General features: G+C 69.3%; 22 protein-coding genes. 4 read left to right on the top strand and 18 right to left on the bottom strand.

Annotation, left to right across the window (positions count from 1 at the left end):
* Positions 1–4: 4 nt before the first annotated feature.
* Both ACI2LP_RS28925 and ACI2LP_RS28930 read right to left on the bottom strand, forming a co-directional pair.
* Complete coding sequence (locus tag ACI2LP_RS28925; protein WP_404727476.1) at positions 5–274, bottom strand: phosphopantetheine-binding protein; 270 nt, start codon at positions 272–274, stop codon at positions 5–7.
* Positions 275–348: 74 nt separating this feature from the next.
* Positions 349–1,266, bottom strand: coding sequence for a LysR family transcriptional regulator (locus ACI2LP_RS28930; protein WP_404727477.1), 918 nt, complete (start codon positions 1,264–1,266; stop codon positions 349–351).
* Between the two features lie 212 nt (positions 1,267–1,478).
* Here ACI2LP_RS28930 and ACI2LP_RS28935 point away from each other — a divergent pair, with 212 nt between their 5' ends.
* Positions 1,479–1,673 carry a hypothetical protein gene (locus tag ACI2LP_RS28935; RefSeq protein WP_404727478.1) on the top strand — a complete coding sequence of 65 codons (195 nt, stop codon included), beginning with the start codon at positions 1,479–1,481 and terminating at the stop codon, positions 1,671–1,673.
* 50 nt (positions 1,674–1,723) lie between these two features.
* On the opposite strand, the gene ACI2LP_RS28940 is transcribed toward ACI2LP_RS28935, so the two are convergent.
* From ACI2LP_RS28940 to ACI2LP_RS29015, 16 genes are all read right to left on the bottom strand, one after another.
* On the bottom strand, positions 1,724–4,561 hold the full coding sequence (locus ACI2LP_RS28940) for a BTAD domain-containing putative transcriptional regulator (protein WP_404727479.1): 2,838 nt from the start codon (positions 4,559–4,561) through the stop codon (positions 1,724–1,726).
* A gap of 209 nt (positions 4,562–4,770) precedes the next feature.
* Entirely contained in the window at positions 4,771–5,151 is a 381-nt protein-coding gene (locus ACI2LP_RS28945) for a nuclear transport factor 2 family protein (protein ID WP_404727480.1), read from the bottom strand.
* 3 nt (positions 5,152–5,154) lie between these two features.
* Positions 5,155–6,702 (bottom strand): AMP-binding protein, encoded by a 1,548-nt coding sequence (locus ACI2LP_RS28950; RefSeq protein WP_404727558.1) that lies wholly within the window; start codon positions 6,700–6,702, stop codon positions 5,155–5,157.
* Between the two features lie 81 nt (positions 6,703–6,783).
* Positions 6,784–7,308 (bottom strand): flavin reductase family protein, encoded by a 525-nt coding sequence (locus tag ACI2LP_RS28955; RefSeq protein WP_404727481.1) that lies wholly within the window; start codon positions 7,306–7,308, stop codon positions 6,784–6,786.
* Positions 7,309–7,319: 11 nt separating this feature from the next.
* Complete coding sequence (locus ACI2LP_RS28960; RefSeq protein ID WP_404727482.1) at positions 7,320–8,876, bottom strand: amino acid adenylation domain-containing protein; 1,557 nt, start codon at positions 8,874–8,876, stop codon at positions 7,320–7,322.
* Entirely contained in the window at positions 8,876–9,814 is a 939-nt protein-coding gene (locus ACI2LP_RS28965) for a hypothetical protein (RefSeq protein ID WP_404727483.1), read from the bottom strand. Before ACI2LP_RS28965 ends, ACI2LP_RS28960 begins: the two co-directional genes overlap by 1 nt.
* On the bottom strand, positions 9,814–10,416 hold the full coding sequence (locus tag ACI2LP_RS28970; RefSeq protein WP_404727484.1) for a 4'-phosphopantetheinyl transferase family protein: 603 nt from the start codon (positions 10,414–10,416) through the stop codon (positions 9,814–9,816). Before ACI2LP_RS28970 ends, ACI2LP_RS28965 begins: the two co-directional genes overlap by 1 nt.
* A complete protein-coding gene (locus ACI2LP_RS28975; RefSeq protein WP_404727485.1) occupies positions 10,413–11,537 on the bottom strand; it encodes an acyl-CoA dehydrogenase family protein in 1,125 nt (374 codons plus the stop codon). Before ACI2LP_RS28975 ends, ACI2LP_RS28970 begins: the two co-directional genes overlap by 4 nt.
* Positions 11,530–12,732, bottom strand: a complete 1,203-nt coding sequence (locus ACI2LP_RS28980; protein ID WP_404727486.1) for an acyl-CoA dehydrogenase family protein — start codon at positions 12,730–12,732, stop codon at positions 11,530–11,532. Before ACI2LP_RS28980 ends, ACI2LP_RS28975 begins: the two co-directional genes overlap by 8 nt.
* On the bottom strand, positions 12,729–12,992 hold the full coding sequence (locus ACI2LP_RS28985) for an acyl carrier protein (protein WP_404727487.1): 264 nt from the start codon (positions 12,990–12,992) through the stop codon (positions 12,729–12,731). The genes ACI2LP_RS28980 and ACI2LP_RS28985 overlap by 4 nt, the downstream gene beginning before the upstream one ends.
* Before the next feature lie 32 nt (positions 12,993–13,024).
* Positions 13,025–14,134, bottom strand: a complete 1,110-nt coding sequence (locus ACI2LP_RS28990) for an acyl carrier protein (protein WP_404727488.1) — start codon at positions 14,132–14,134, stop codon at positions 13,025–13,027.
* The gene (locus ACI2LP_RS28995) at positions 14,131–15,489 is read right to left on the bottom strand and encodes a TrpB-like pyridoxal phosphate-dependent enzyme (protein ID WP_404727489.1); all 1,359 of its coding nucleotides are present in this window, start codon (positions 15,487–15,489) and stop codon (positions 14,131–14,133) included. Before ACI2LP_RS28995 ends, ACI2LP_RS28990 begins: the two co-directional genes overlap by 4 nt.
* Positions 15,486–15,770 carry an acyl carrier protein gene (locus tag ACI2LP_RS29000; RefSeq protein WP_404727490.1) on the bottom strand — a complete coding sequence of 95 codons (285 nt, stop codon included), beginning with the start codon at positions 15,768–15,770 and terminating at the stop codon, positions 15,486–15,488. The genes ACI2LP_RS28995 and ACI2LP_RS29000 overlap by 4 nt, the downstream gene beginning before the upstream one ends.
* Before the next feature lie 106 nt (positions 15,771–15,876).
* Entirely contained in the window at positions 15,877–17,142 is a 1,266-nt protein-coding gene (locus ACI2LP_RS29005) for a glutamate-5-semialdehyde dehydrogenase (RefSeq protein ID WP_404727491.1), read from the bottom strand.
* Positions 17,143–17,150: 8 nt separating this feature from the next.
* The gene (locus ACI2LP_RS29010) at positions 17,151–17,891 is read right to left on the bottom strand and encodes an SDR family NAD(P)-dependent oxidoreductase (protein WP_404727492.1); all 741 of its coding nucleotides are present in this window, start codon (positions 17,889–17,891) and stop codon (positions 17,151–17,153) included.
* A gap of 321 nt (positions 17,892–18,212) precedes the next feature.
* On the bottom strand, positions 18,213–18,773 hold the full coding sequence (locus ACI2LP_RS29015) for a CGNR zinc finger domain-containing protein (RefSeq protein WP_404727493.1): 561 nt from the start codon (positions 18,771–18,773) through the stop codon (positions 18,213–18,215).
* A 130-nt stretch (positions 18,774–18,903) separates the two neighbouring features.
* On the opposite strand from ACI2LP_RS29015, the gene ACI2LP_RS29020 reads away from it, so the two are divergent.
* The 3 genes from ACI2LP_RS29020 (at position 18,904) to ACI2LP_RS29030 (ending at position 23,005) form a co-directional block, all read left to right on the top strand.
* Positions 18,904–20,199 carry an MFS transporter gene (locus ACI2LP_RS29020; RefSeq protein WP_404727494.1) on the top strand — a complete coding sequence of 432 codons (1,296 nt, stop codon included), beginning with the start codon at positions 18,904–18,906 and terminating at the stop codon, positions 20,197–20,199.
* 165 nt (positions 20,200–20,364) lie between these two features.
* A complete protein-coding gene (locus ACI2LP_RS29025) occupies positions 20,365–21,747 on the top strand; it encodes a KamA family radical SAM protein (RefSeq protein ID WP_404727495.1) in 1,383 nt (460 codons plus the stop codon).
* Positions 21,740–23,005 (top strand): pyridoxal phosphate-dependent aminotransferase, encoded by a 1,266-nt coding sequence (locus tag ACI2LP_RS29030; protein ID WP_404727496.1) that lies wholly within the window; start codon positions 21,740–21,742, stop codon positions 23,003–23,005. Before ACI2LP_RS29025 ends, ACI2LP_RS29030 begins: the two co-directional genes overlap by 8 nt.
* Positions 23,006–23,015: the final 10 nt, after the last annotated feature.

Raw genomic sequence — 23,015 nt, forward strand, 5'->3', positions numbered from 1 at the left:
TCCCTCAGTTCCAGTCCTCGACGAAGGCGGCCAAATCCGCGACCGTGAGGACGTCGGCGAGCTGGTAGGGGTCGATTTCCTGCGCGGGGTCGATGGCGAGGTCGCCCAGGATGCGCAGCAGCAGGAGGGAGTCGATGCCCAGGGCCGCCAGCTCCGTCTGGGGAGTGAGAGGTTGCTCGCCCACCCGCTTGGTGATCGCGGCGTGCACCCGCTCGGTGATGTGCGGCACGGGGTCCGTGGGTTGGGGCTGCGTTGCGGCAGGAGTGACTGTCATGAGCCAGGGCCTTCCTTCGGTACTGAGTGGGAGAGGGGCGAGAAGCCCCCGGGAAACGTCGACGGAGGTACGCCCTAGCCGGCCGCGAGCAGAGGGTCGTCGAGGTGCTCGGCGGCCACGTCCAGGGCGGCGGCCACGAGGGCGTCCAGCGCGGCGTTGGAGCTGCTCGTCCTGCGGCGGACGACTTGGGTGAAGGTCTCGAAGGGCGGTGCCCAGTCGATCGTCGCCAGAGTCCCGTCGGCGAGCTCCCGCTCGACCGAGACCAGGGGCATGAACGCCATGCCGATGCCCAGGGCGACACTGCGCTTGGCCGCGTCGATCGAGTCCAGCTCGAAGACGCGAGGGCGATCGGATCCGTCCAGCAGCCCGATGGCCTGCTCGAACTGGTGCTGGTAGCCGGCCCGGCTGTCGGCGCGGATGATCGGCGTGCTGCGGAGGTCCTCGTCGGCGACTCGGCCGCGGCCCACCAGAAGATGTCCTGGGTTCCCCACCAGGACCAGCGGTTCGGGACACAGCACCTGGGTGTCGAGGCCCTCGTGCTCCTCGGGTGAGCCGACGATGAAGGCGCAGTCGAGGCGGCCGTCGCGGACGGCTGCGACGGCGTCGGTGCCGGCTCCCGCGTGCAGGGAGACCTGCACCTTCGGGTAGCGGCGGTAGAGGTACTCGACCATGGGCAGGAGCCGGTAGCTCGTCAGGCTCTCGACGGTTCCGACGTCCAGGCAGCCATGCGGCTGGCCGTCGGAACTGATCGCCTGGCGGGCGCGACCCGTGAGCGAGATGATCTCCCGTGCATACGGCAGGAGTTGCCGGCCGGCGGGAGTGGGTCGCACTCCGCTCGGCAGGCGTTCGAGCAGCGTGACGCCGAGCCCCTGCTCCAGCGACTTCACGCGTGTGGTGATCGTCGGCTGGGACAGGCTCAGTCGGGCGGCGGCTCGGGTGAAGCTGCCGATTTCGACAACGGCCACGAATGCGTCGAGTTGAGGAGTGTCCACGGTCCAACCTCCTCTGGTACAGGACGGGACTGCTTTGACAGCTCGTCATCCTGTGCCCGGGTCCTACTGCTTCTCTACTGACCGAGCCTTGGCCAAAGCACTGCTGTGAGAAGCCATGAGGTGCTGGGTGAGAGCCGATGAGTAGTGGGGGTCCTTACCGTCCTCGGCAGATGGACACGAACCCCCTACACATCGGCAAGGAGCTCCTCGAAATGCGAAAGATCCGGTTCAGCAGCGTTGCCGTTCTGATCACCGCCGCCGTGGCCGTCACCTCGTTCGGGGCCGGCACCGTGCACTCCGGGGCGAGCCGGGGCCCGGTGACGGCAGCCGACACCCCGTGGCCCACCCCTGTTGCTCCGGCCGGTGTCACGAGCGACACCCCGTGGCCGCGCAGTGCGCAGCACTGACATACGGCTCGGGTCCGCGCACCGGCCCGGCATCGTGGCAGGTGGCCGGATCAGCCGCTCGAGCACCCCAGATTGAGTTCGAATCGGGTCAGCTGGGCGGTGTGCTCGGCCTCCAACTGCGCCAGCTCCAGGCGGGCTTCCGCGGCCCCCACCCGATCCATGATCCGTTCTCTGATGCCCACCACGTCGTGCAGCAGGCTCTGCGCGACACTGATCCGCCCCAACCGGGCATTGACCATGCCCAACCGGTGCAGTATCCGCGACTCGCCCGCGATGTCTCCGCGCGAGCGCACCAGGTCGAGCACATCCCGCAGCAGGTCCTCGGCCTCCTGGTAGCGGCCGCGGCGCTGCATGAGGTCGCTCAGGACCAGCCGCACCTGGCCTTCGGTGCGGCGGCTGCCGGTCGACCGGCAGATCTCCAGTGCCTCGTCGAGCAGCCCTTCCGCGTCATCGAGGCGTCCCTCGTCCAGGGCGAGGCGAGCGAGATGCGCCAGAACGTTCGTCTGACCCACATGGTCGGCGACGGCGCGGAAGTCCGCGACCGCCTGCCGGTACAGCCCAAGAGCGGTGTGCGAGTCGCCCTGCCGCTGGGCGAGCAGGGCCAGATTCCGCCGGGCCAGCGCCAGACCATGGGTGTCCTGCAGGAGGGTGAACGACTCCAGAGCCGGCTGGAGCGCCTGCCGAGCGGCGCTGAACTGGGACCTGCTCAAGTAAAGGGAGCCCACCGAGCACAGGACTGCCGCGCAGCCGCGGACCAGGCCTGCCTTGCCGGCCGCGTGAAGGGCCCGCTGGTGGGTCTGCTGCCATTCGTCGAAGTAGCAGCGCGACTCGAAGATCGTCACCAGTGTGACGGCGAGGTCCCAGCACGCCTCGGCCTGTCCGGTCTCCGCGGCCAGGTCCACGGCCTGGCACAGGTTCACCCGCTCAGCTTCCAGCCAGGCCAGCGGGTCCCGCAGCATACGGTCCACCTGAACATCGGACAGGTGCCAGCGCGGCGCATCGCCGTGCAGGACGGTGAAGTCGCCTCCGTACAGCCGGCGGTGTGCCTCCTCCGCGAGGGCCAGCCAGCCGCCGACAAGGCGAGTGAGCGCGGGTTCCTTCTCGTCGGCCTCTCGAGGCCGCTCCAGCTCTTCGCGCGCGAACAGCTGCACGAGCGAGTGCAGTTTGTAACGCGGGCCGCCCGACGTCCCCGTGCCCACGATCTCCAGCATCTGGGCGTCCACCAGGGATTCGAGCAGATCGTCCGCACGGAACAGGTCGGTGTCGAGCAGCGCGGCCGCTGCCCAGGTGGGGATGCACCCGCCTTCCAGCACGCTCAGCAGACGAAGCAGCCGCCGGCCGTCCTCGGCCAGACCGTCGTAGGTCAGCGCAAGGCTGGAGCGAATGACCAGCTCGCCATGGGCGAGTTCGTCCAGTCGGCGCCGTTCGTCGGAGAGCCGGTCAAGCATCCACACCAGCGACCAGTTGGGGCGCGCCGCCAGCCGCGCGGCGATGATGCGCAGCGCGAGGGGTAACTGTCCGACCATCCGCACCAGTTCGGCCGCCGCATCGGGTTCGGCTGCCACTCGCTCCTCGCCGACGACCGCGGCGAGCATCTCGATCGACTCGTCGAGATCCAGCACGTCCACGTACAGGAACCGCGCGCCGGGCAGGCCGGTCATCCGCGAACGGCCGGTGACCATCACCGATGAGTTGCCGGTGCCAGGCAGCAGCCGGCGTATCTGCTGGACCTCGGAAGCATTGTCGAGAACGATGAGCATCCGTTTGCTGGCCAGGAGATTGCGGTACATCTCGGCCCGTTCGTCGACGGTTCCGGGTATCTGGGAGCCCGGGATACCCAGCGCGCGCAGAAACCGGCCCAGCACATCGAGAGCCGCGGCCGGCGAGGGCTGCGTCCCGCCCAGGTCGCAGTAGAGCTGGCCGTCGGGGAACTGCGGCATCAGCCGGTGTCCGACATGCACGGCGAGTGTGCTCTTGCCGACGCCGGACGGCCCGGCGAGCACGGCCACGGGCGTGGGCCGCCCCACGCCTCCCGCCAGGAGCAGGCTCTCCGCTGTGTCGACGAGTTGGGCCCGCCCGGTGAAGTCGGCGATGTCGGGTGGCAGCTGAAAGGGGACCGCTGTCTCGAACGGCTCGGGAGCCCCGGGCACTGCCGCCGGGGCCGGGACCCGGGCCGTGCCTCCGGGCTGGTGCAGGTCCCGGTCCCCGGCGAGGATCGCGGCTTCGAGCCGTCTCAGGTCGTCACCCGGGTCGATGCCGAGCTGTTCGACGAGGATCACCCGGCCGGCGCGGAAAACCTCCAGAGCCTCGGCCTGCCGGCCCGAGCGGTACAGGGCAAGCATCAGCTGGCCGCGCAGTCCCTCACGTAACGGGTACTTCGACACGAGCGCGGAGAGTTCAGGAATGATCTTGGCGTGTCGGCCCAGCTGGAGTTCCAGGTCGATGTGGGTCTCGAGGTTGATGAGCCGGTGCTCGTCGAGCTGAGCTGCCATCGACTGGAGCTTGTGGCTCCTGGTCCCGCTCAGCGCGGGGCCGCGCCACAGTTCGTCCGCACGCCGGGTGAGGGCTGCTGCCTCTTCGATCTCACCCTCATCGGCCAGGGAGTACGCCTTCTTGCGCAGGCCGGCGAAGAGCGTGGCGTCCAGCTGGTCGCCGGACACCTTGATGAGGTACCCGGGCTCCTGCGTGACGAGTTGGGAGTCCTCGCCGATCGCCGCGAGGTTGGTCCGCAGCGCTGATACGCATGTCTGAATCTGAGCGCGCGCCGTGGGTGGAGGATCATCACCCCAGATCGCGTCGACCAGACTCTCGGTACTGACGATCCGGTTTGCTTCGAGAAGCAGTGCACCCAGTACAACCTGCTGTCTGCCACGAGGGATCCGGCACACCTGACCGCCCTCGCCGGTTATCTCAAGTGGACCAAGAATGCGGAATGTTGGGTTACCCGGCCCTTCCGGCATTGGCGTGTCTCCCCCTTGACCCCCGAGCAAGCGTTCGCTTGATCGTTAAGCTAACACGGGGGCCGGACAACAGCGGTCGTGAGCGGGCACTTTTCGGACGGGCAGAGTGCTGGTTCCGGTTTGCCGGATGCAAAGACCTAGCGTGTGGGGCACACCGATGCGTAGGTCTTCCGAGAAGCTATGAGACCACGGCTCGACACGATGAAGATGTCGGCGAAATCCACCCCGTGCACGGAGTCTGCCTGCCGATAGAAGACGCCTGTCGCGACAATCCGCCCCTGACCAGCCCACAGATCCTCGAGCGAGTAACTGACCCGTCGGCCCCTTTCCGTCGAAATCACAGCGGCGCGCCCTATTGCGATCACCTCGCCCGGCACGCTCACTGTGACGTCGTCTTCGAGTAGGGAGGCAAACGCGTCGTAGTCGCGGGCATTGAGATAGGCGTAGCTCAAATACACGTGCTCGACGGGCGCCGACTGTGGCCAGTCAACCGTCACCGCTTCCGACTTCTCCTGCACGGCTCAGCCGCCTTCGGTAAATCGGAATGCCAGGCTCCGACGGTCGACCTTGCCGTTTTCAGTGACGGGCAGCTCGGCAAGGAAGTGAATCTCGTCAGGAACCATGTAGGACTGCAACGCCTGGCCGCAGAAGGCCGTCAGTCGGCCGTCTCCCAGCGAGTCCGCCCCGGCCCGCGCCACCACAGCCGCGGCGAGTACCGGTTCGGCCCCCGCCCGTTCGAGCAGCAGCACCGTGGCCCCGGCCACCTCGGGATGTTCGAGCAGCCTGCGCTCCACTTCCCCCAGCTCCACCCGGTTGCCCCGGATCTGCACCTGGGAGTCGACTCGGCCACAGAAGTACAGCTCGCCGTGGGGCCCTCGAAAGGCGAGGTCACCGGTCTTCAGCACCAGCTGGCCCGAGCGCGGTTCGGCCGGATCGGGCACTCGTGCGGCCGCGGACGCCTTCGGATCGTCCCAGTAGCCGGTGAAGAGGGCCGGGGTGCGCAGGTGTATCTCCCCCGGTACCTCTTCCTCCTCGACGAGATGGCCCGACTCGTCGACGAGCAGCATCTCGGCGCCCGGGTGGGCGTAGCCGATGGACAGTTTCTCAAGGTCCGCCGGAAGTGGCCGCGGCACATCGGTGAAGGAACAAGCCATGGATTCCGTCGCCCCGTAGCAGTTGATCAGCCTCGCCTGCGGCAGCAGCTGCTGCAGCTGCCGCAGCTCGGGCAGCGGGAAGTCCTCCCCGCAGAACAGCACTCCGCGCACGCCCTTGAGTGCGGCCACCGCGTCCGGCAGATGCTTCAGTGACTGGCGCCAGATCGACGGCACCCCGTTGACCTGGGTGGCACCGGTGTCGGCGAGTACCCGCAGAAAACGGGTGGGCCAACGCATCAGCTTGCGTGGCACCGGCACCACGGCCGCGCCGCTGCCCAGCGCGAGACCGATGTCCAGCAGCGAGAAGTCGAACTGCAGCGGCGAGGTGGTCGCCACCTTGTCCTGCGGTCCCACGATGTCCTGGGAGAGCATCCCTCGGTAGAAGGACGTGACCGCACGGTGGCTCATCACCACGCCCTTGGGCCGGCCCGTCGTACCCGAGGTGAAGATCATGTACGCGGTGTCGGTCGCGCACAGCTCCCGGCGGCGCCGGGTCCGCGGACGCGGCAGCCGGTCCAGAGTCAGCTTGCCGCCGCCGAACCTCCCGGTCCCAGTGGCCTCGGGGATTGACTCCCGTTGTCCGCCCTCCGCCTGTATGTGCAGCGAAGCTCCGGTGGTCTCAATGATCGTACGCAGTCGCTGGTCAGGGGTTTCCGGACTGACCGGCACGAAGGGCAGTCCCAGCGTCGAGCAGGCCAGCAGCATCGCGATGGCATGGGCCGAGGTGTCGGACTCCAGAATCACCCGGTCGCCCATGTCGAGGCCGAGCGAGTCGAGGGCGAGCGCATACCCGCGGGTCAGCTCTTCGAGCTGCCGGTAGCTGACTGTCTGGACGTTGTCATTGGCCACGAACTCAACGACGGCCGGGCTGTCGGGCGCGGTGGCCGCCGCGGCGAGCAGGAAGGAGTGCAGCATCTCCTCCTGCGCCGGCGGGCGCGCGACGGCGGTTTCGGCAAACGTGGTCACGGTGAGGGTCTCCTCGGAAGTGTCTCGAAGTCAGAGGGAGCGGAAGTCCGCCACATCGGGAATACGGTGCGACTGGCCGTCCAGCAGCACCATCGGTGCGTCCGTCCTGCTGGTGGCCTCTTCCGCGATCCCGATCAGCAGGGTGTGGTCGAGCACCTCAATCGCTTCCTGCAGTCGGCACACGACGGTGGCAGAGCAGTCGTCGAGAACCGGAACTCCGTGCACGTGCGAGTGCGCGACCCCGTCGAAGCGCCGGCGAGGGTCGCCGGTGGCGAACTGCCGTGCCAAGTCCCGCTGCTGCCAGGACAGAACATTGACCGCGAACGCCCTGGACGCACGTACGTCGTGGAGCGTCCGCCCCTCGCTGCGCAGCGACACCAGAATGCTTGCCGGGTCGAGCGACAGCGACAGCACTGCGGTGGCGGTGCAGCCGGCCGGGCCACTGTGTGTGTCGGTGGTGATGACGGCGACGAAGCTCGGGAACCGCGCCATCACGCGCCGGAAGGTGCCCTGGTCCACTCGGGCATCGGGCATGGACTGTATGTCGATGGTCATCGTCTGTTCCCTCAGGCCGCTTGCGGTTCGGACAAGGACGCGACGAGCGCGGCACGATCGACCTTGCCGTTCGCGTTGAGCGGCAGAGCACCGGTGAAGGTGACCGCGGTGGGCACCATGTAGGCCGGGAGCTTGCGCCGCAGTGCGTCCAGCAGCTCCTCGCGGTTCGCACCGGCGCCCGTGCACACCGCGTGCAGCAGCGGATCGCCCTTCCGCCCGGGCAGGGCCACCACCACGGCGTCGGTGACGCCCGGACGGCGCAGCAGCAGAGACTCGATCTCACCGAGTTCCACCCGGTAGCCGCGGATCTTCAGCTGGTGGTCGAGCCGGCCCAGATGCACCAGTACGCCGTCGCGCAGCTTCACTCGGTCGCCGGTTCGGTACCAGTGCTGGGGGGTCAGCGGTTCGGATCCGTCGTGGACCGCGCTCTGCCGGCCGTCGAAGGTGCAGAACCTGCCCACGTTGTCGGCCGGGTCCAGATAGCCGGGGAAGCGCTGCGTGCCGCGCACACACAGTTCACCGTCGTCGGCCGGGCGCCCGTTCTCGTCCAGGATCATGTGTTCCTGGCCCGGGTACGGAGTGCCGATGGGCACCGTTCCATTGTCTGTCCGCGGCCAGAGGTCAACGCTGTCCGGCAGCCGGAACTCCGTCCACGTCACGGTCATTTCGGTCGGGCCGTAGATGTTCTCGACGGTGCTGTTCGGCGCGGCGGCCTGCCATGCCTCGGCATGCGCCAGCTTCAGGGCCTCACCGCAGAACAGGCTCCACCGCAGGGAGGGCATCGCTCCCGGCTTCAGGGCGCGCAGGCGCAGTGCGATGGCCGCGACGGACGGCACCGAGTTCCAGTGGGTGATCCGGTTGCGGTTGACGAATCGCACCGGGGACAGCACGTCGTTGCGCGTCGGCACGACGAGGGCCGCGCCCGATCCCCATGCCGCGAACATGTCGTACACCGACGGATCGAAGGTCAGGTCGAAGGTCTGCGACACCCGTGCGTCCGGCCCGAGTCGGTACCGGGGGATGACATGGTCGAGATAGGCAGCGACGTTCGCATGAGTGACGGGGACCCCTTTGGGCCGCCCGGTCGACCCGGACGTGAAGAGGATGTACGCGAGATCCTCGGAGGCCGAGCCGAGTTCGGGCAGCTGCGGCACCGGCCCCGACAGCAGCGCCGGCACATCCTCGTCACCCAGTCGCAGTACCGGTACGGGCAGCTCGGCCGAACCGGGCAGGGCGGCGTCGGCGACCACCAGGTCCAGGCTCGCTTCCCTTGCCACGTCGCTGTTGCGGCCGACCGGGAACGCGGGGTTCAGCGGCACGACGGTGGCACCCAGCCGGGAGATCGCCAGATACCCGGCGTAGGCGACGACGCTGCGGGACGCCAGCAGCCCGACCCGGGACGGCACCGCGCCGTGCCGGCGCAGGATGGCCCCGGACACTCGTGCGGCCGCAGCGGCGAGCTGGGCGTAGCTGAGACGCTGCTCGTCGACCTCCAGCGCGACCTGCGCGTCCCCGTACTGGTGGGCTGATTCCGCGAACCATTCGTAGAGCCGTTTTGTCTTGGCCATCAGGAGTGCTCCTCCCGCAGTGCAGGGGTCATGGTGCTGATCAGGTCGGCGAATGCCTTCGCCACCACTCCGGGGCGTGGTCGGCCCCGCTCCGCCGAAGTGACGGCGAAGCGAAGCGAGCGGGGCAGTTCGGCCCAGCTCGCCATCGCCGCGTGAGCGACCGGCTCCGGCAGCTGCCCGCGCTGGGCGAGCAGCTCCAGGCGGTGACGCTGGTGGCGGGAGGCCGCCCAGAGGTCGTCCGCGTGTGCGGCCAGCGCCGTGGGGTCCGAGCCCAGCCGGTCCGCGAGGAACTCCAGTACCTCCAGCTGGTCCTCGAGCCAACGTCCGGCCGGTGGCCGGCCGACGGACAGCGGGTCACGGACCAGCCAGCGGTAGTGCGACTGCTCGGGCAGCGCCGACGTCACTCCGAGCGCGTGGATGTCACGCAGTACGTACTGCCGCTCCAGGTCACCGAGCGGGGTGAGCAGCTCGCGCAGTCCGTCGTCGTCCACCACGCCGCTGTACGGGAGCTGCTCGCCCTCGGGCAGCAGCGCGGCGAAGCGGTCGGTGATCAGCCATGAGTCGGAGCGTCCGGGAGCGGCTTCCACAAGCACCCAGTGCGCCACGGTGGACTTCCCGAACGCCGGCGACCACGGCACGCACCGGGTGTTGCCGACGGCCAGTACCCGCCCGCTCAGGGCGAGTTCCGCCCGCAGTGCCGCCAGCGCGTCCGGCCACTGGGCTGCGCTGCGGTAGGCGAGCCCCCCGGAGTGGCCCGTCAGGTCGATACGGCGGTGATGGGAGAAGGCCAGATGGCCGCCCGGCTCATCGATACGGACCGCCAGCCGGACGGCCTCGGCGAGCCGTCGGCTCGCCTGCGGCAGTTCCGGCTCCAGGTAGGCCACCAAGTTGGCGGTGTAGCAGCTCAGTTCCGGTAACCCGGTCAGTACGCCATTCATCACGCCACCTCCCAGGCGCAGCTCAAGGGTGTGTCCGACCGTTCGCGAAGGCTGCGCCACTCGAAGCCCTTCCAGGTGCCGGTCGTCTGCTTCAGGCGCACGTCCACGGTCCAGGGGCCGCCGGCCAAGCCGCTGCCCTCGGCCTTCACGCAGGCTTCCTGCGCGGTCCAGATCCAGGCGAACTCGAGCGAACGTTCGGCAGCCGGCAGCGAGTTCAGTGACTCGAGTCCATGGCGGACACAGCGCCTGATCACCCCTGCGTCGAGGTCCCGCACAGGCTGCTGGATGTCGATGCCTACGGCGCGGCCCAGGGAGACGCAGGCGGCGAAGTGGCCCTCGTCGTGGGCGACGCTGACGCCGATGTCGGGCCGGTCGGCCAGGAACGGCTTGCCGTTCGGCCCGAGCGACACCCGCCCGTCGGCAGCCTCCGGAACAACCTCGGCCAGGAGTTCCCGCAGCAGGGCCCGGCCGGCGAGGAACTCCTCCGCCCGCCACGCGACCATCCCGGAGGCGGCCGCGTGGTCGTCCGGATGCCCACGGGCCGAGGTGACGCCCTGCCGCGTCACAGCCCAGATGTCAGGTTCGATCTCGATCACGTTCATGGTGACAGCTCCGCGAGGAGAGAGTCCGAGGCACCCGCCACGGTGGAGAGCACGACTTCGGTGGTCCCGCCGCCGATACCCCACAGGGCGGCCTGGGCCCTGGTCCACTGGGCACCCGCGCCTGCGAAACCCTCGGCGCCCTGCAGTTGGGCGCACTCGGCCAGCACCCCGTCGACGGTCAGCGCTGCACTGGCCTTGAGGAGTGCCGCCGCCGTGGTGTCGTAGGAGCGGGCAACACGGTCGGCGAGACGGTCGACGAGTGCCCGCAGCTGGTGCGTACGGACCAGGCATGCGGCAAAGCGCTGCTGGACGCTTTCGAGCTGCCACAGCGTTCCGTCGCCGAACCGCCGCTCTTCCAGGCGCTGTTTGGTCTGCGCCAGCATGCGGGTGCACAGCGCGACCGCCCACAACGTGCCGGTCAGCCGCTCCACCGCGATGTGTGAGGCGAAGGAGGTCATCCCGCGCCCCACTCTTCCGACGAGATGTTCGCGCGACAGCCGAACGCGGTCCAGGCGGACATGGCCGGTGCCGGAGCCGTCGAACAGCGCGGTGTCGGCCGCCTCGACCGACACACCGGCACTCCCGGCGGGCACCAGGACCCAGGTGAAGTTGGTGAAGTGCCGGCCCTCGCGGTGGCGAGCCAGCACCAGGAAGTGATCTGCCTGGGTGGCGTTGGTGATCCACCGTTTGGTGCCGGTGACCGTGATGTTCTCGTCGTCGATGGTCACTGTGGTGCCCAGACCTGCGAGGTCCGTACCGGAGCCCTCGTCGGTCGCCGCGAGTGCGATGACGGACGTCCCCGCAAGTGCCTCGACCAGGGCGCGCCCGGCCGGCTGCCCGCCGAGGGCAAGCAGGGGTACGGCGGTGGCGATCTGTACGCACACCGAGAGCGTGGACCCGATACCGACGCGGGCGTCCACATCGGCCATGAGCCGGCCGAGCGCGGCCGGCTCAACTCCTGCCGCCGGGTTGCCGTCGCGGTAGACACCGGTCAGCCGGCCGGCCGCGCCGAGGGCGGCCCAGACCTGTCGGCCGTCTGCGTGCGCAGACAGGTGGTTCAGGGCGGGCCGGGGCCCGGTCGGCTCACGTGCCGCGAGCGTGAGCAGGGCGCCTTCAGGCAAGACGCACCTCCGCGTCGAGCAGGGCGAGTCGCCCGTCGGCCTGGTGCAGCCTGTCGTTGCTGTAGTTCAGGGGCGCCGACCGCAGATCGCGCAGGGCCAGCTCCAGCCTGGTCGCGGAGTCCTTGAGGTAGCCGTCGCGCAGGCCCACCGCCTGGATGAGGTCGTCGACGGCAGCGTGGCACTGCTCCGAGGCCGTGATTTTGAGGGCGTTGAGCAGCAGCTGGATGCGCGGGGCGGACAGCTCCGTGCCGCAGCGCAGCGCCTGCTCGGTGTGGCGCAGCAGAGCGTGCACCGTGTCGATCTTCTGGCGGGCTGCGGAGAGCCGGCCGAGCAGCAGCTCGGAGCCGAGGTCGAAGCGGCGTCGGCCGGCGGGGCTGCGCAGCATCGCGACGACCCGGGCGAGTGCTCCGGCCGCCGTGCCGAGCCATGCCGCGGACCAGGCCAGGTGGGCGAGTGGGCCGAAGACCTCGCCGGCGATCCGGGAGAACTGCCCGTGCTCGCCGACGACCTGGTGTGCCGGAACGCGGCCGGTCAGCTGGAGGGCGGCGCTGTGACTGGCCCGCATACCCATCGGCTGCCAGTCACCGCTCTGCTCGATGGTGAGCTGCTCGCGGTCTGCGTAGACGAGGGAGACCTGGTTCGGTGAGCTCGCGTCCGGGGCCCGGACGGTGATCAGAAAGCCGTCGGCATGAGCGCCGCCGGTCACGATCGGCGCGAACCGGTCGATGACCAGGTGGGAGTTGTCGGTGTGGGCCTGGGACTCGGCCGTGAGCAGATGGCCGCCCTTGCCCGCCTCGGTGGTGACGGATGCCAGGTAGAGGCGGCCCGCGGCGATCCGCGGGAGCAGCTCGTCCCGCAGCTGGGGTGCTGCGTGCCCGACCAGGGCGGCGACCTGCTGGCAGTGCATGCCGAGGATCATGGCGACGGACATGTCCGCGCGGCCCAGTTCGATGCACACGTCGAGGAGATCGGACACGGTCGCGCCGAGCCCGCCGTGGTCGATCGGCACGGTCAGGCCCAGCAGACCGGTCTCTCTCAGCGCGGCCAGGGCCTCGACGGGGAAGGTGGCCTCGCGGTCGTGGCGAGGTGCGTGCTCGGCGGCGACCCCCGCCACGTACCCGACCCGCTCGGTCAGGCTCTGCCCCTGGAAGGAGCCACCGAGAGTGCCATGGCCGGCAGCCTGCGCGGTGTTCACGCCGCCTCCGCCCGGCTGCCCGCGCTGCCGCCGGAAGCTGCCTCGATGGCTTTCCACAGGGTGCCGGCGGTTGCGAAGGTCGCGTCGTTCAGGTCCTCGTCGGCGAGTGCGATACCGAAGGTGTCCTCGATGGCGAAGAGCAGCTCGATCGACTGCATCGAGTCCAGGCCCAGTTCGCGCAGCACGGAGTCCTCGGTGAGCTCCTGTCCCCGGAGGTACTTGAGGAACGGTGTCAGCAGTTCGGTGAAACGGGCGTCCATAGCAATTGCTCCTGATAAGAGTCGAATGGTGTTCAGGGGGCGGCGGCCGCGGCGGCGAGCCTGCACAGGTCGTCGAGCTGGTGGAGGTTCTCCGGAACCAGGTCCTCGGGGTCGAATTCGACGGCGAGTCGCTCCTCGAGCGCTTCGACGATCTCGACGACCTGGAAAGAGTTGAAGCCGGCGATCGCTGCCAGGGAGGGCGCGGTCAGCACCTCGGCCGTATCGACGCCCAGCACCCCGGCGACGGTGGCGGTCACCGTCTCGCGCAGCTCGTCCTGGCCGGCGAAGACGTGTCGGTCGGCCCGTAGGGCTTCGGCCAGGTCAGGCAGGAGGCGCTCCGGTTCCGCGCGCCCGCGCTGCACCCGGCGCAGTGCGAGGAAGGCCTGCTCCGCGAGGCGTTCCAGCCTTTGGAGGTGGGCGGCGGTCTCCGCGCAGACAGGCTTGCCCTGCCGCGCGAGGAAGGCCGCGTGCAGCCGCCGGGAGCGGGCCAGCAGCCAGGTCTCCGTGGTGAGCTGCTCCAGGGCGGCGCTCCGGTCCGGGTGGGCCGCATAGGCGGCGACGTAGCCGTCGATGTCGCCGAAGTCGGTGCCGTGCCGGACGAGGGGAGCCCCTGCGTCCGCCGGGTCGAATCGCACCACCAGTGCGGACTTGGGCAGATCGTCCCAGTCCATGACCCACTGTCCGGGGGATGCGATTCCCCACGGGGTGTGGCTGTAGTACGCGTCGGTGACCAGCGCCTGCCGGCCGGCGGGCGCTACCAGATAGCTGTGCTCCATGTGTCGTTGCCGGTGGTACGGCAGCCACGGCATGTCGTACGTGTCGGCCATGACGTACAGCAGTCCGTGCCTGTCGGCGAGTTCCGCCAGCTCCGCCGCCGGCACCCCGCTCCAGCGGCCGTGCTCGACCAGTCCGAGGACTTCCGCGCCGGCCAGCTGGCTCTCCAGCTCGGGCTCGACGGTGGGCAGTCCGCCCGGGCCGGGCCGCGGCCTGAACCGCAGGGTCGCGCCGAGCGCCAGGTGGGTGTCCGGTCCGTGATGCCGGTCGGCGAGCACGGCCAGGTTGGACTGGACGCAGTCGAGCATGTCCGCGCGGACGGACGGGACGGCCTGGTTGCGCTCCTGCGCTTCGGTGACCGGGGTCATCGCCGGCCTCCCACGAGCAGCGGACCGGCGCCCTGCCCGACCGGCTTCAGGCCCGAGACTGCGCTCAGCAGCGCCTGCTCGCTCGGCGCCTCGTCGCCCAGCTCCTCATTGAGGAGCTGCTCGTATGCCGCCAGGTCGAGGTAGCCGTGGCCGCTGACGCACACCAGTACGCCGCGCTCGGACCGCATGCCGTCCGCGCCCGAGGTGGCGAGCTTGGCCGCCGCTGCCAGTGCGTGCCCGGATTCGGGAGCGGGCAGTACGGCCTCGTGCCGGGTCAGCAACCGGCCGGCGTCCAGGGCCTCTTGCTGGGTGACCGCGGTCGCGGCCAGGTCGCCCGTGTGCCGCATCGCGGAGATGATCTTCGCCGCTCCATGGAAGCGCAGACCCGCCGAGTGGGCGTCCGGGATCGGATAGTCGCTGCCGATGGTGTACATCGCTTCCAGCGGGCCGGAACCGGTCGCGTCGGTCTTGTCGTACGCGTAGACACCTCGGGTGAGCTTCGGCGCCGTCGACGACTCGGCGGCCACCAGCAGCGGGGCCTGCGTGCCGGTTGCCCTGGCCTCCGCGTGGAAGGGCAGTGCGATCCCGCCGAAGTTGGATCCCGCGCCCACCGCGCCCACAACCGTGTCGACCTGGGCGTCCAGCTCGGCGAGTTGTGCCTGGGACTCGATGCCGATCACCGACTGGTGGAGGATGCTGTACGTCTCTCCGCTGCCGATGCAGAAGGCCACCCCGTCATGGGTCGCCGCATACTCGACGGCCTCGCCGATCGCCAACGCGAGGCTATTGCCCACACCGTCGGCACGTTTGCCGGAAACGCTGGTCAGACCGCTCGGGCTGGAGTGGATCTCGGCACCGAGCATGCGCATCAGCACACCGCGGTACGGCTTGCGGCGCAGGCTGGACTCGACCATGAACACCCGGCAGCGCAGCCCGAACAGCGCGCAGGCGGCGGCCATGGCGGTGCCCCACTGGCCGGCTCCGGTACCGGTGACCAGCTCCTTCACGCCGGCCTTCTTGTAGTAGTAGGCCTGGGCGAGAGCGGTGTTGAGCTTGTGGCTGCCGGAGATGTTGCCGCCCTCGTACTTCATGTACACCGGCACCCGGGCGCCGATGGCGCGTTCGAATCCGGTGGCGCGCCACATCGGGGTGGGCCGGAACTGCCGGTAGGCGTCGAGGACTTCGGCCGGGATCTGCCAGTACTCGCGCTCGAGCACGCTCTGCCGTACCAGCTCCATCGGCAGGTTGACGCCGACTCCGGTGCCACCGGCGGACTCGGGCGTGAGGTCCGGCGGCATGGGTTCCGACAGATACGGCAGGGTGCTGCGCCAGCTGGTGGGAAGCTCGACGGTCATCGGGCGTTCTCCGCACCGGAGACGACGACATCGATGAGGTCGCCGACGGTCTGGAAGTTGCGGCCGACGAAGAGGTCGTCGGGGAGGGTGACTCCCAGCTCGTCCTCGATCCGCACGAGCATGCCGACGAATCCGAGGGAGTTCACCCGCAGCAGCTCCCCGACGAGCGGTTCGCTCTCGGCAATGGTGGCCGGGTCGATGGAGAGCCGGGACTCCGCGACGACAACGCGCCTGACGGTGTCGCCCACGGTGGCCCGGTCGGAGTGTTGCACTGTTGTCATGACTGCCTCTCGCAAGGAAGGTCGAATTGCGCCCGCGGCAGCGGGCAGCACGTGACAGTGGGAGTGATGGGTCGGGGACCGGGGCTGCGCCCGGTCCCGCGGCGGTTCAGCCGCGCAGTTCGCCGTTGGCCTCGACCACCCAGGTGCTGGTCACCAGGGCGCCCAGCGTCACCGGGCCGCGTACGTGCAGTCGTCCGGTGGCGATGGAGATTTCGGAGCCGAGGCCGAGCTTGGGACCGTCGTGCAGCCGCAGCGAGCCGTTGACCACGATCATGGCGGCGTCGACCTGCCGGGCGAACTGCTGGGCGACGGCAGGGTCCTCGGTGAGGACGCCTTCGGTGTGGCGGGAGCCGTAGGCGCGGATGTGGTCGGCGGCGGCTTCGAGGCCGGGGACGGGCCGCAGGCCGATCACTGGGTCGAGGAACTCCCGCCCCAGGTCGTGCGGTTCGAGGGTCTCGGTGCGCCAGGGGCTGTCGTCGCGTGCCGCGGGCTGCTTCACGGAGGCATCCAGGCGCACCGTCAACTGCGCGTCCTGCCGCTCGCACTCGGCCAGGACGGTCGCCAGGTAGTCCGCGGCGATCTCCTGGTCGACCAGGACCATTTCCACCGAGGTGCATCCGGCGGGCTCGGGGACCTTGCTGTTCAGGGTGACGCGGGCGGCCAGCGCCAGGTCGGCGGTGCGGTGCACGTACAGGTGGTTGACGCCGCCGCCGCTGGCGATGAGCGGGATGGAGCTCGCCGTGCGGCAGTATTCGATCAATGAGGGGCTGCCGCGCGGAATGAGAACGTCGACCTGGTCGGGGCGGGCAAGGATCCCCTTCATGAGCGACCGGTCGGGGTCGTCGAGGACGGTCACGAGCCCGGTGGGCAGGCCGGCCGCGGCCAGCGCGGATTTGACGACCTCGGCGAGGGCTGCGTCCGTGGCTGCGCTTTCCTTGCCGCCGCGCAGCAGCACCGCGTTGCCGACGGCGACCGGGAGCAGCGCACCGTCGACGGTCACGGTGGGCCGGGCCTCGTAGATCATGAGAGCCACACCGAGCGGCTTGGGGACGCGCCGCAGGGTGCCCCAGTCGCCGGCCGGGATTTCCGGTGTTCCGGCGAGGACCGCGGTCAGTTCCCGTTCGACGGCGCCGGTCAGCTCGACCATGCCCTCGAGGTGCTCGTCGGTCAGCCGAAGACGGGCTACGAGGGTGGGCGGGAGGCCCCGCATCTGCGCGCGGGCGATGTCGGCCTGGTTTGCGCTCTGGATCTCGTGCCACCGCTCTGTGAGGTGGCCGGCCAGTTCCCGGCAGTAGCGGGTGTACGCCAGGTCTCCGAGGGGCGGTGCGGCGTCGAACGCGGCACGGGCGAGGTTGAGGATCTGCTCGGGCATGTCGGCGCTCACCACATGAACTGCCCACCGTCAATGATCAGTTTCTGACCATTGAGGTAGGAAGCGGCCGGGCCGACGATGAACTCGAGTGCGTCGGCGATGTCTTCTGTGGTTCCCATGCGGTGGGTGGGTATCTCGTCCAGGGTCTGGGCCATCCGCTCGGGGTCGTCCAGCCGCCAGCGGGTCCGTAGCTCCTCGGTGTCGATCATTCCCGGAATGAGGCAGTTGACCCGGATGGCCGGGGCGAGCTCCAGGGCGAGGCACTTGGTGAGCTGCAGCAGGCCCGCCTTGCTGGCGCAGTAGTTGGCGCCGTCGACGCGAGGCCGGATGCCGGTGGTGGCGCCGATGTTGACCACCGATCCGCCACCCGCGGCGAGCATGGCCGGGGCGAGGGCGCGGGTGAGCCAGAACGGCCCGGACAGATTGGTGTCCAGGACGCGTCGCCAGTCGTCGTCGGTCAGTTCCAGGAACGGGCGGTCGATGTTGAGGCCGGCATTGTTCACCAGCACCGTGGGAGTACCGTGCTCGGCCAGTACGCGGGCGGCGGCGTCGGCGACCTGCTGGGCGTCCGAGAGGTCGACCCGCAGAGCGGTCAGCTGTCCGCCATTGTTCGCCTCGGCCTTCTCGGCCGCTTCCCGGTCGGATCCGTAGAAGGCGACGACGCGGTGACCCATGCGGATCAGGCGGCGACTCAGGGCCAGTCCGATTCCCCTGGTTCCGCCGGTGACAACGGCAAGTGGTTCCGGCATCCGGACTCCTTGTTCTGGCGTGGGTGAATTCGCCGTCACAACGGGCACGGAGATCGCGCCGACGGCAATCGCTATTCGGTGAAATGAATCAGCGATGCCATGTTATTTGGAGTGCCTGAGGCACGGTCAAGAAAATCAGGGAGTCAGGCCATAGCCAGGGCTTATGAGGGTATCGCCGACCCCATCCGGAATCCCTCGGGAAGGCATCGCGATCCACATTGCCTATGACCCCATCAAGATTCCGGTGGTTGCCATTGGTCGCGGTCGATGCATCTGCGCGAACATGCGCTGACGCTTCGCCGGTCCCCAAGTGCGGGCGGGTCAGTCGACGGGGTCCCGGCGGCGGGCGGCGTAGCGCCGGGACTTGGTGCGGTTGCCGCACACCCGCATCGAGCACCAGCGCCGGCTGTTGTTCTTCGACGAGTCCCAGAACACCCAGCCGCAGGTGTGCTCGGCGCACCGCTTGAGCCGCTGGATCTGGCCGGTCAGGACGACCTCCGTCCAACCGATGGCCAGGTACGCGAGGGCCGCCTGTGCCGGGGCCTGGCCGGGGGCCGGCACCAGCGGCTGCGGCCGGTCACCCCACGTGGACCGGTTGAGCGTGACCAGGACGGGAACCTCGGCCAGCGCCGCATCGGCCAGGGCGAGCCGGTGCGGTGACACAGGGTCAGCCACGTCAAGGGCCTCACGGATTCCGGCACGCAGATCGTGGAACGCCCGATGCTCCTCAGTGGTCAGCCGCAGCGATTCGTCGGCCAGCCGGCGACCGGCCAGCCAGCGCGCGAGCTCACCGGGGGTCGCCACATCGTCGTCGCCGCTCTCCAGATCAATGGTGTTGGTGAACGCCTCGACCAACTCGGCGGCGGGAGAGGGCTTGAGCACGGCAGGCCGCCTTCCGGATCGAAGATCGTGTTCCACCTATCAAGGCCATTGATAGGTCATGTCTGAATCCTGCTGTACCGCCAGGTTACCAGTGCCATACTCACCACCAAAGAGCTTTAGGAGGTTACTCATGGACGGTGTGCTGGACGAGCAGGTCACGTCCCAGGAACCGGGTCGGCAGACGGAACAGCCGGGGCCGGCCGACCACAGCACCCGCAACACCGCGGTTCTGGTGGGCTTCACCGCGATCACCAACCTGGCCGACGGAGTCACCAAGGTGGTGCTGCCGCTGATGGCGACCCAACTGACCCACTCCCCCGCCCAGGTGGCGGGCGTCGGCCTCACCCTCACGCTTCCGTGGCTGCTCGTCGCCCTGCATGTCGGCGTCCTCGTGGACCGCTTCGACCGCCGGCTGCTGCTGTGGCTGGCCGACGGCGCACGCATGCTCGTCATCGCGGCCTTGCTCAGCCTGGCCCTGCAGGACTCCGTGACCATCCCCGCGCTCTACATCGCAGGCCTTGTCCTGGGCGTCGCCGAGGTCGTCGCCCTGACGTGCGCCGCCACCCTCGTCCCGTCCGCCGTCGCCCCGGCCGGCCAGGAGCGCGCCAACGCCTGGGTGGCGGGCGCCGAAACGGCCTGCAACGAGTTCTGCGGCCCCTTCGTCGGTGGGCTCCTGGTCGCCGCGGGCGCCAGTGTGGCGCTGGGCTGGACCGGCGTCGGCTACCTGATCGGCACCCTGATCCTGGTCTTCCTGGCCGGCCGATTCAAGCCGGGGACCGACGGCACCCGGCCGACCGGCTCCGTCAACGAGCGCATCGCCGAGGGCGTCCGCTTCCTGTGGCAGCAGCGCCTGCTGCGCCTGATGGCGCTCGCCCTGACCGTGCTCTCCGCCTGCTGGGGCGCCTGGCTCGCCCTCATGCCGCTGGTCGCCACCTCGCTGATGCATCTCGACTCGCGCGAGTACGGCATCCTGCTCAGCGCACTCGGCGCGGGGGGTCTGATCGGCGCGCTCACCGTCACCACCGTCAACCGGCTGCTGGGCAGGCGCTGGTCGATGTTCGCCGATCTGATCGGCACGGCTGCCATGGTCGCCGCCCCCGTACTGTCCACCAGTCTCTGGGTCGTCGCCACCGGCGCCTTCCTGGGCGGCATGGGCGGCATCCTGTGGACCGTCAACTCCCGCACCATCAGCCAGCGGCTCGTCCCCAGCGGGATGCTCGGCCGCTACAACGCCGCCGCGCGGCTTTTCAGCTGGGGCGCAATGCCTCTCGGTGCCGGCCTGGTCGGCCTGCTCGCCGAATGGTTCGGGATGCGCACAGCCTTCGCGGTCTTCACCGTCGCCACTCTTCTCATCTTCGTCCCCTTCCTGCGGACCATGACCCCGCGGGCGCTGGCAGAGATCGACGCCACGGCCCCGAAGAACTGACCCGCAGCGAACGCATCCCCTTTCACCCGCAGCCTTGCGCAGCAACTATGCAGGCATTGAAAGCGCCTATCGGCCGGCCGTCGAACTCCCTGTTCCGGCCGGCCGCCGCCTTCTAGGATCAAGGAAATTGCTTGGCTCAATTTCCTTGAAACCGGAGGAAGCCGCATGTCCTTGACAGTCCCTGCCATCCCGGAAAAAGAGCGGTTCCGGGCCTACGGTCCACGCCATGTCGACGAAATATCGGACAGGTTTGGAATCCCCAAACACATAGCCCGGTCCATACAAGTCCTGTCGGCCGTCCTGCCCTTCCGCGTCAACGAGTACGTCCTGTCGAATCTCGTCGACTGGGACAACATTCCGCATGACCCCATATTCCAGATGGTCTTCCCGCAGAGCGGAATGCTGAAGGCGGAGGACGAGCGGCGTCTGGCTGCCCTCGTGGGCGACCCCAGCGCCAAGCAGGCCCTCCGACTCGCCGTCCAGCAGATCCGAGGCCGGCTCAACCCGCATCCCTCGGGCCAGAAGCAGCTGAACGTCCCCACCATCGACGGCGACGAGGTACCCGGCCTGCAGCACAAGTACCGGGAAACCGTCCTGTACTTCCCTGGCCAGGGCCAGACCTGCCACTCCTATTGCACCTACTGCTTCCGCTGGGCCCAGTTCGTCGGCGACGCCGACCTGCGTTTCGCCGTCCCGGAGCCCAGCCGTCTCGTCGACTACCTCGGCCGGCACCCCGAGGTCGACGATGTCCTCGTCACCGGCGGCGACCCGATGATCATGTCCACAGACCGGCTGCGCAGTCACCTGGAACCGATCCTCGACGTCCCCACCGTCAGCACCATCCGCATCGGCACCAAGTCGGTCGCCTACTGGCCCCAGCGCTTCGTCACCGACAACGATGCCGACGACGTCCTGCGTCTCTTCGAAAAGGTCGTCGCATCCGGCCGCAACCTCGCCGTGATGATGCACTTCACCCACCCGCGCGAGATGGAAACCGACATCGCCCGCCGCGCCCTCTCACGCATCCGCTCCACCGGCGCGCTCGCCTACTGCCAGGCTCCCCTGGTCGCTCATGTGAACGACGACCCGCAGGCCTGGAGCAGCCTCTGGCGCGCCGAACTGGCCGCGGGAGCCGTCCCGTACTACATGTTCGTCGAGCGCGACACCGGCCCGTACGACTACTTCAGGGTGCCCCTCGCCCGTGCACACGAGATCTTCCACACCGCCTACCGCACCCTGCCCGGCCTGGCCCGCACCGTCCGCGGCCCCGTCATGTCCGCAACCCCCGGCAAGGTCATCGTCGACGGCGTGACGGAAACCGCCGAGGGACGCTTCTTCCAGCTGCGCATGCTCCAGGCCCGCAATCCCCAGCTCGTCGGCCGGCCCTTCCGCGCGCACTACTCCGAAACCGCCGCGTGGCTGGACGAACTGCGACTGGCAGACGATGTCCCCGCCGACATCGCCACCGCCGTCCAGGGCGCACTTCCCTCCCTCACCGAGCAGTTGGAGGCTGAAGCCTGGCTCGACGAGGAGCTCGCCCATGCCTGACGCTCCCCTCTGGAAAACGTCGCCCAACCTGGCACTCAACCAACTGGTCGCCGAACGCCGGGCGGCCGGAGACCACGTCGTACACCTCGGCTTCGGCGAATCACGGCTGCCCGCCTTCGGTCCGCTGACCGAACAGCTGGCACGGGGCGCCCGACGCAACGCGTATGGGCCCGTGGCCGGCGGGCTCGAGGTCCGGCAGGCCGTCGCGGGCTACTTCAGCCGTCGCAAGCTGCCCACCCACGCCGACCAGATCGTCGTCGGCCCGGGCAGTAAACCGCTGCTCATGGCACTCCAGCACGTCCTGCCCGGCGATGTGATCCTGCCCCGGCCCGCCTGGAACTCCTACGCCCCGCAGGCCCGCCTGGCCGGCAAGAAGGCGTACCCGGTGCAGATCCCCGCGGAGTGCGGAGGCATCCCCGACCCGAGCGCCCTGCGCGATGCCGTCATTGCCGCGCGAGCCACCGGCGGCGACCCGCGCACCGTCATCCTGACGCTGCCGGACAATCCCACCGGCACCCTGGCACCACCCGTGCTCGTACGCGAGATCTGCGCCATCGCCGAGGAGCTGGACCTCGTCATCGTCTCCGACGAGATCTACCGCGACATCGTGCACGACCCCACCACCCCCTTCCTCAGCCCCGCCGAAGTCGCCCCCAACCGCACCATCGTCACCAACGGGCTGTCCAAGACCCTCGCGCTCGGCGGCTGGCGCATCGGAGTCTGCCGCTTCCCTGAGGGCCCCTGGGGCCAGGGCGTCCGGGACGGCGTCATCTCCGTCGCCAGCGAGGTCTGGTCGACCCTCGCCGGCCCCATGCAGGAAGTAGCCGCCTACGCCTTCGCGGAACCACCCGAGATCCGTCGACGGCTCGGCGCCAGTGCCCGCCTGCACGGCGCCCTCGCCCGCGCCGTTCACCGCATCATGGTCAACGCGGGCGCCATCTGCCGCCCGCCCACCGGGGGCTTCTACGTCTATCCCGACTTCGAACCGCTGCGCGAGCACCTGGCCCTGCGCGGCATCACCGATTCGGACAGCCTCCAGCGCCACCTCTTCGACGCGTACGGCGTGATGGTCCTGGCCGGGCACCACCTCGGGGACGACGAGAGCGCCCTGCGCTTCAAGGCCGCCACCAGCATGCTCTACGGCGACACTGCCGAGCAGCAGGAGGAGGCTCTGGCATCCGACGATCCGCTGAGTCTGCCGCATGTGGCCACTGTCCTGGCACACATCGAAGAGAGCTTCACCAAGCTGTGCGGCTAGCCGCACAAGG

It is taken from the genome of Streptomyces sp. NPDC019890 (assembly GCF_044903445.1).
In the GTDB taxonomy this organism is placed as follows: Bacteria; Actinomycetota; Actinomycetes; order Streptomycetales; family Streptomycetaceae; genus Streptomyces.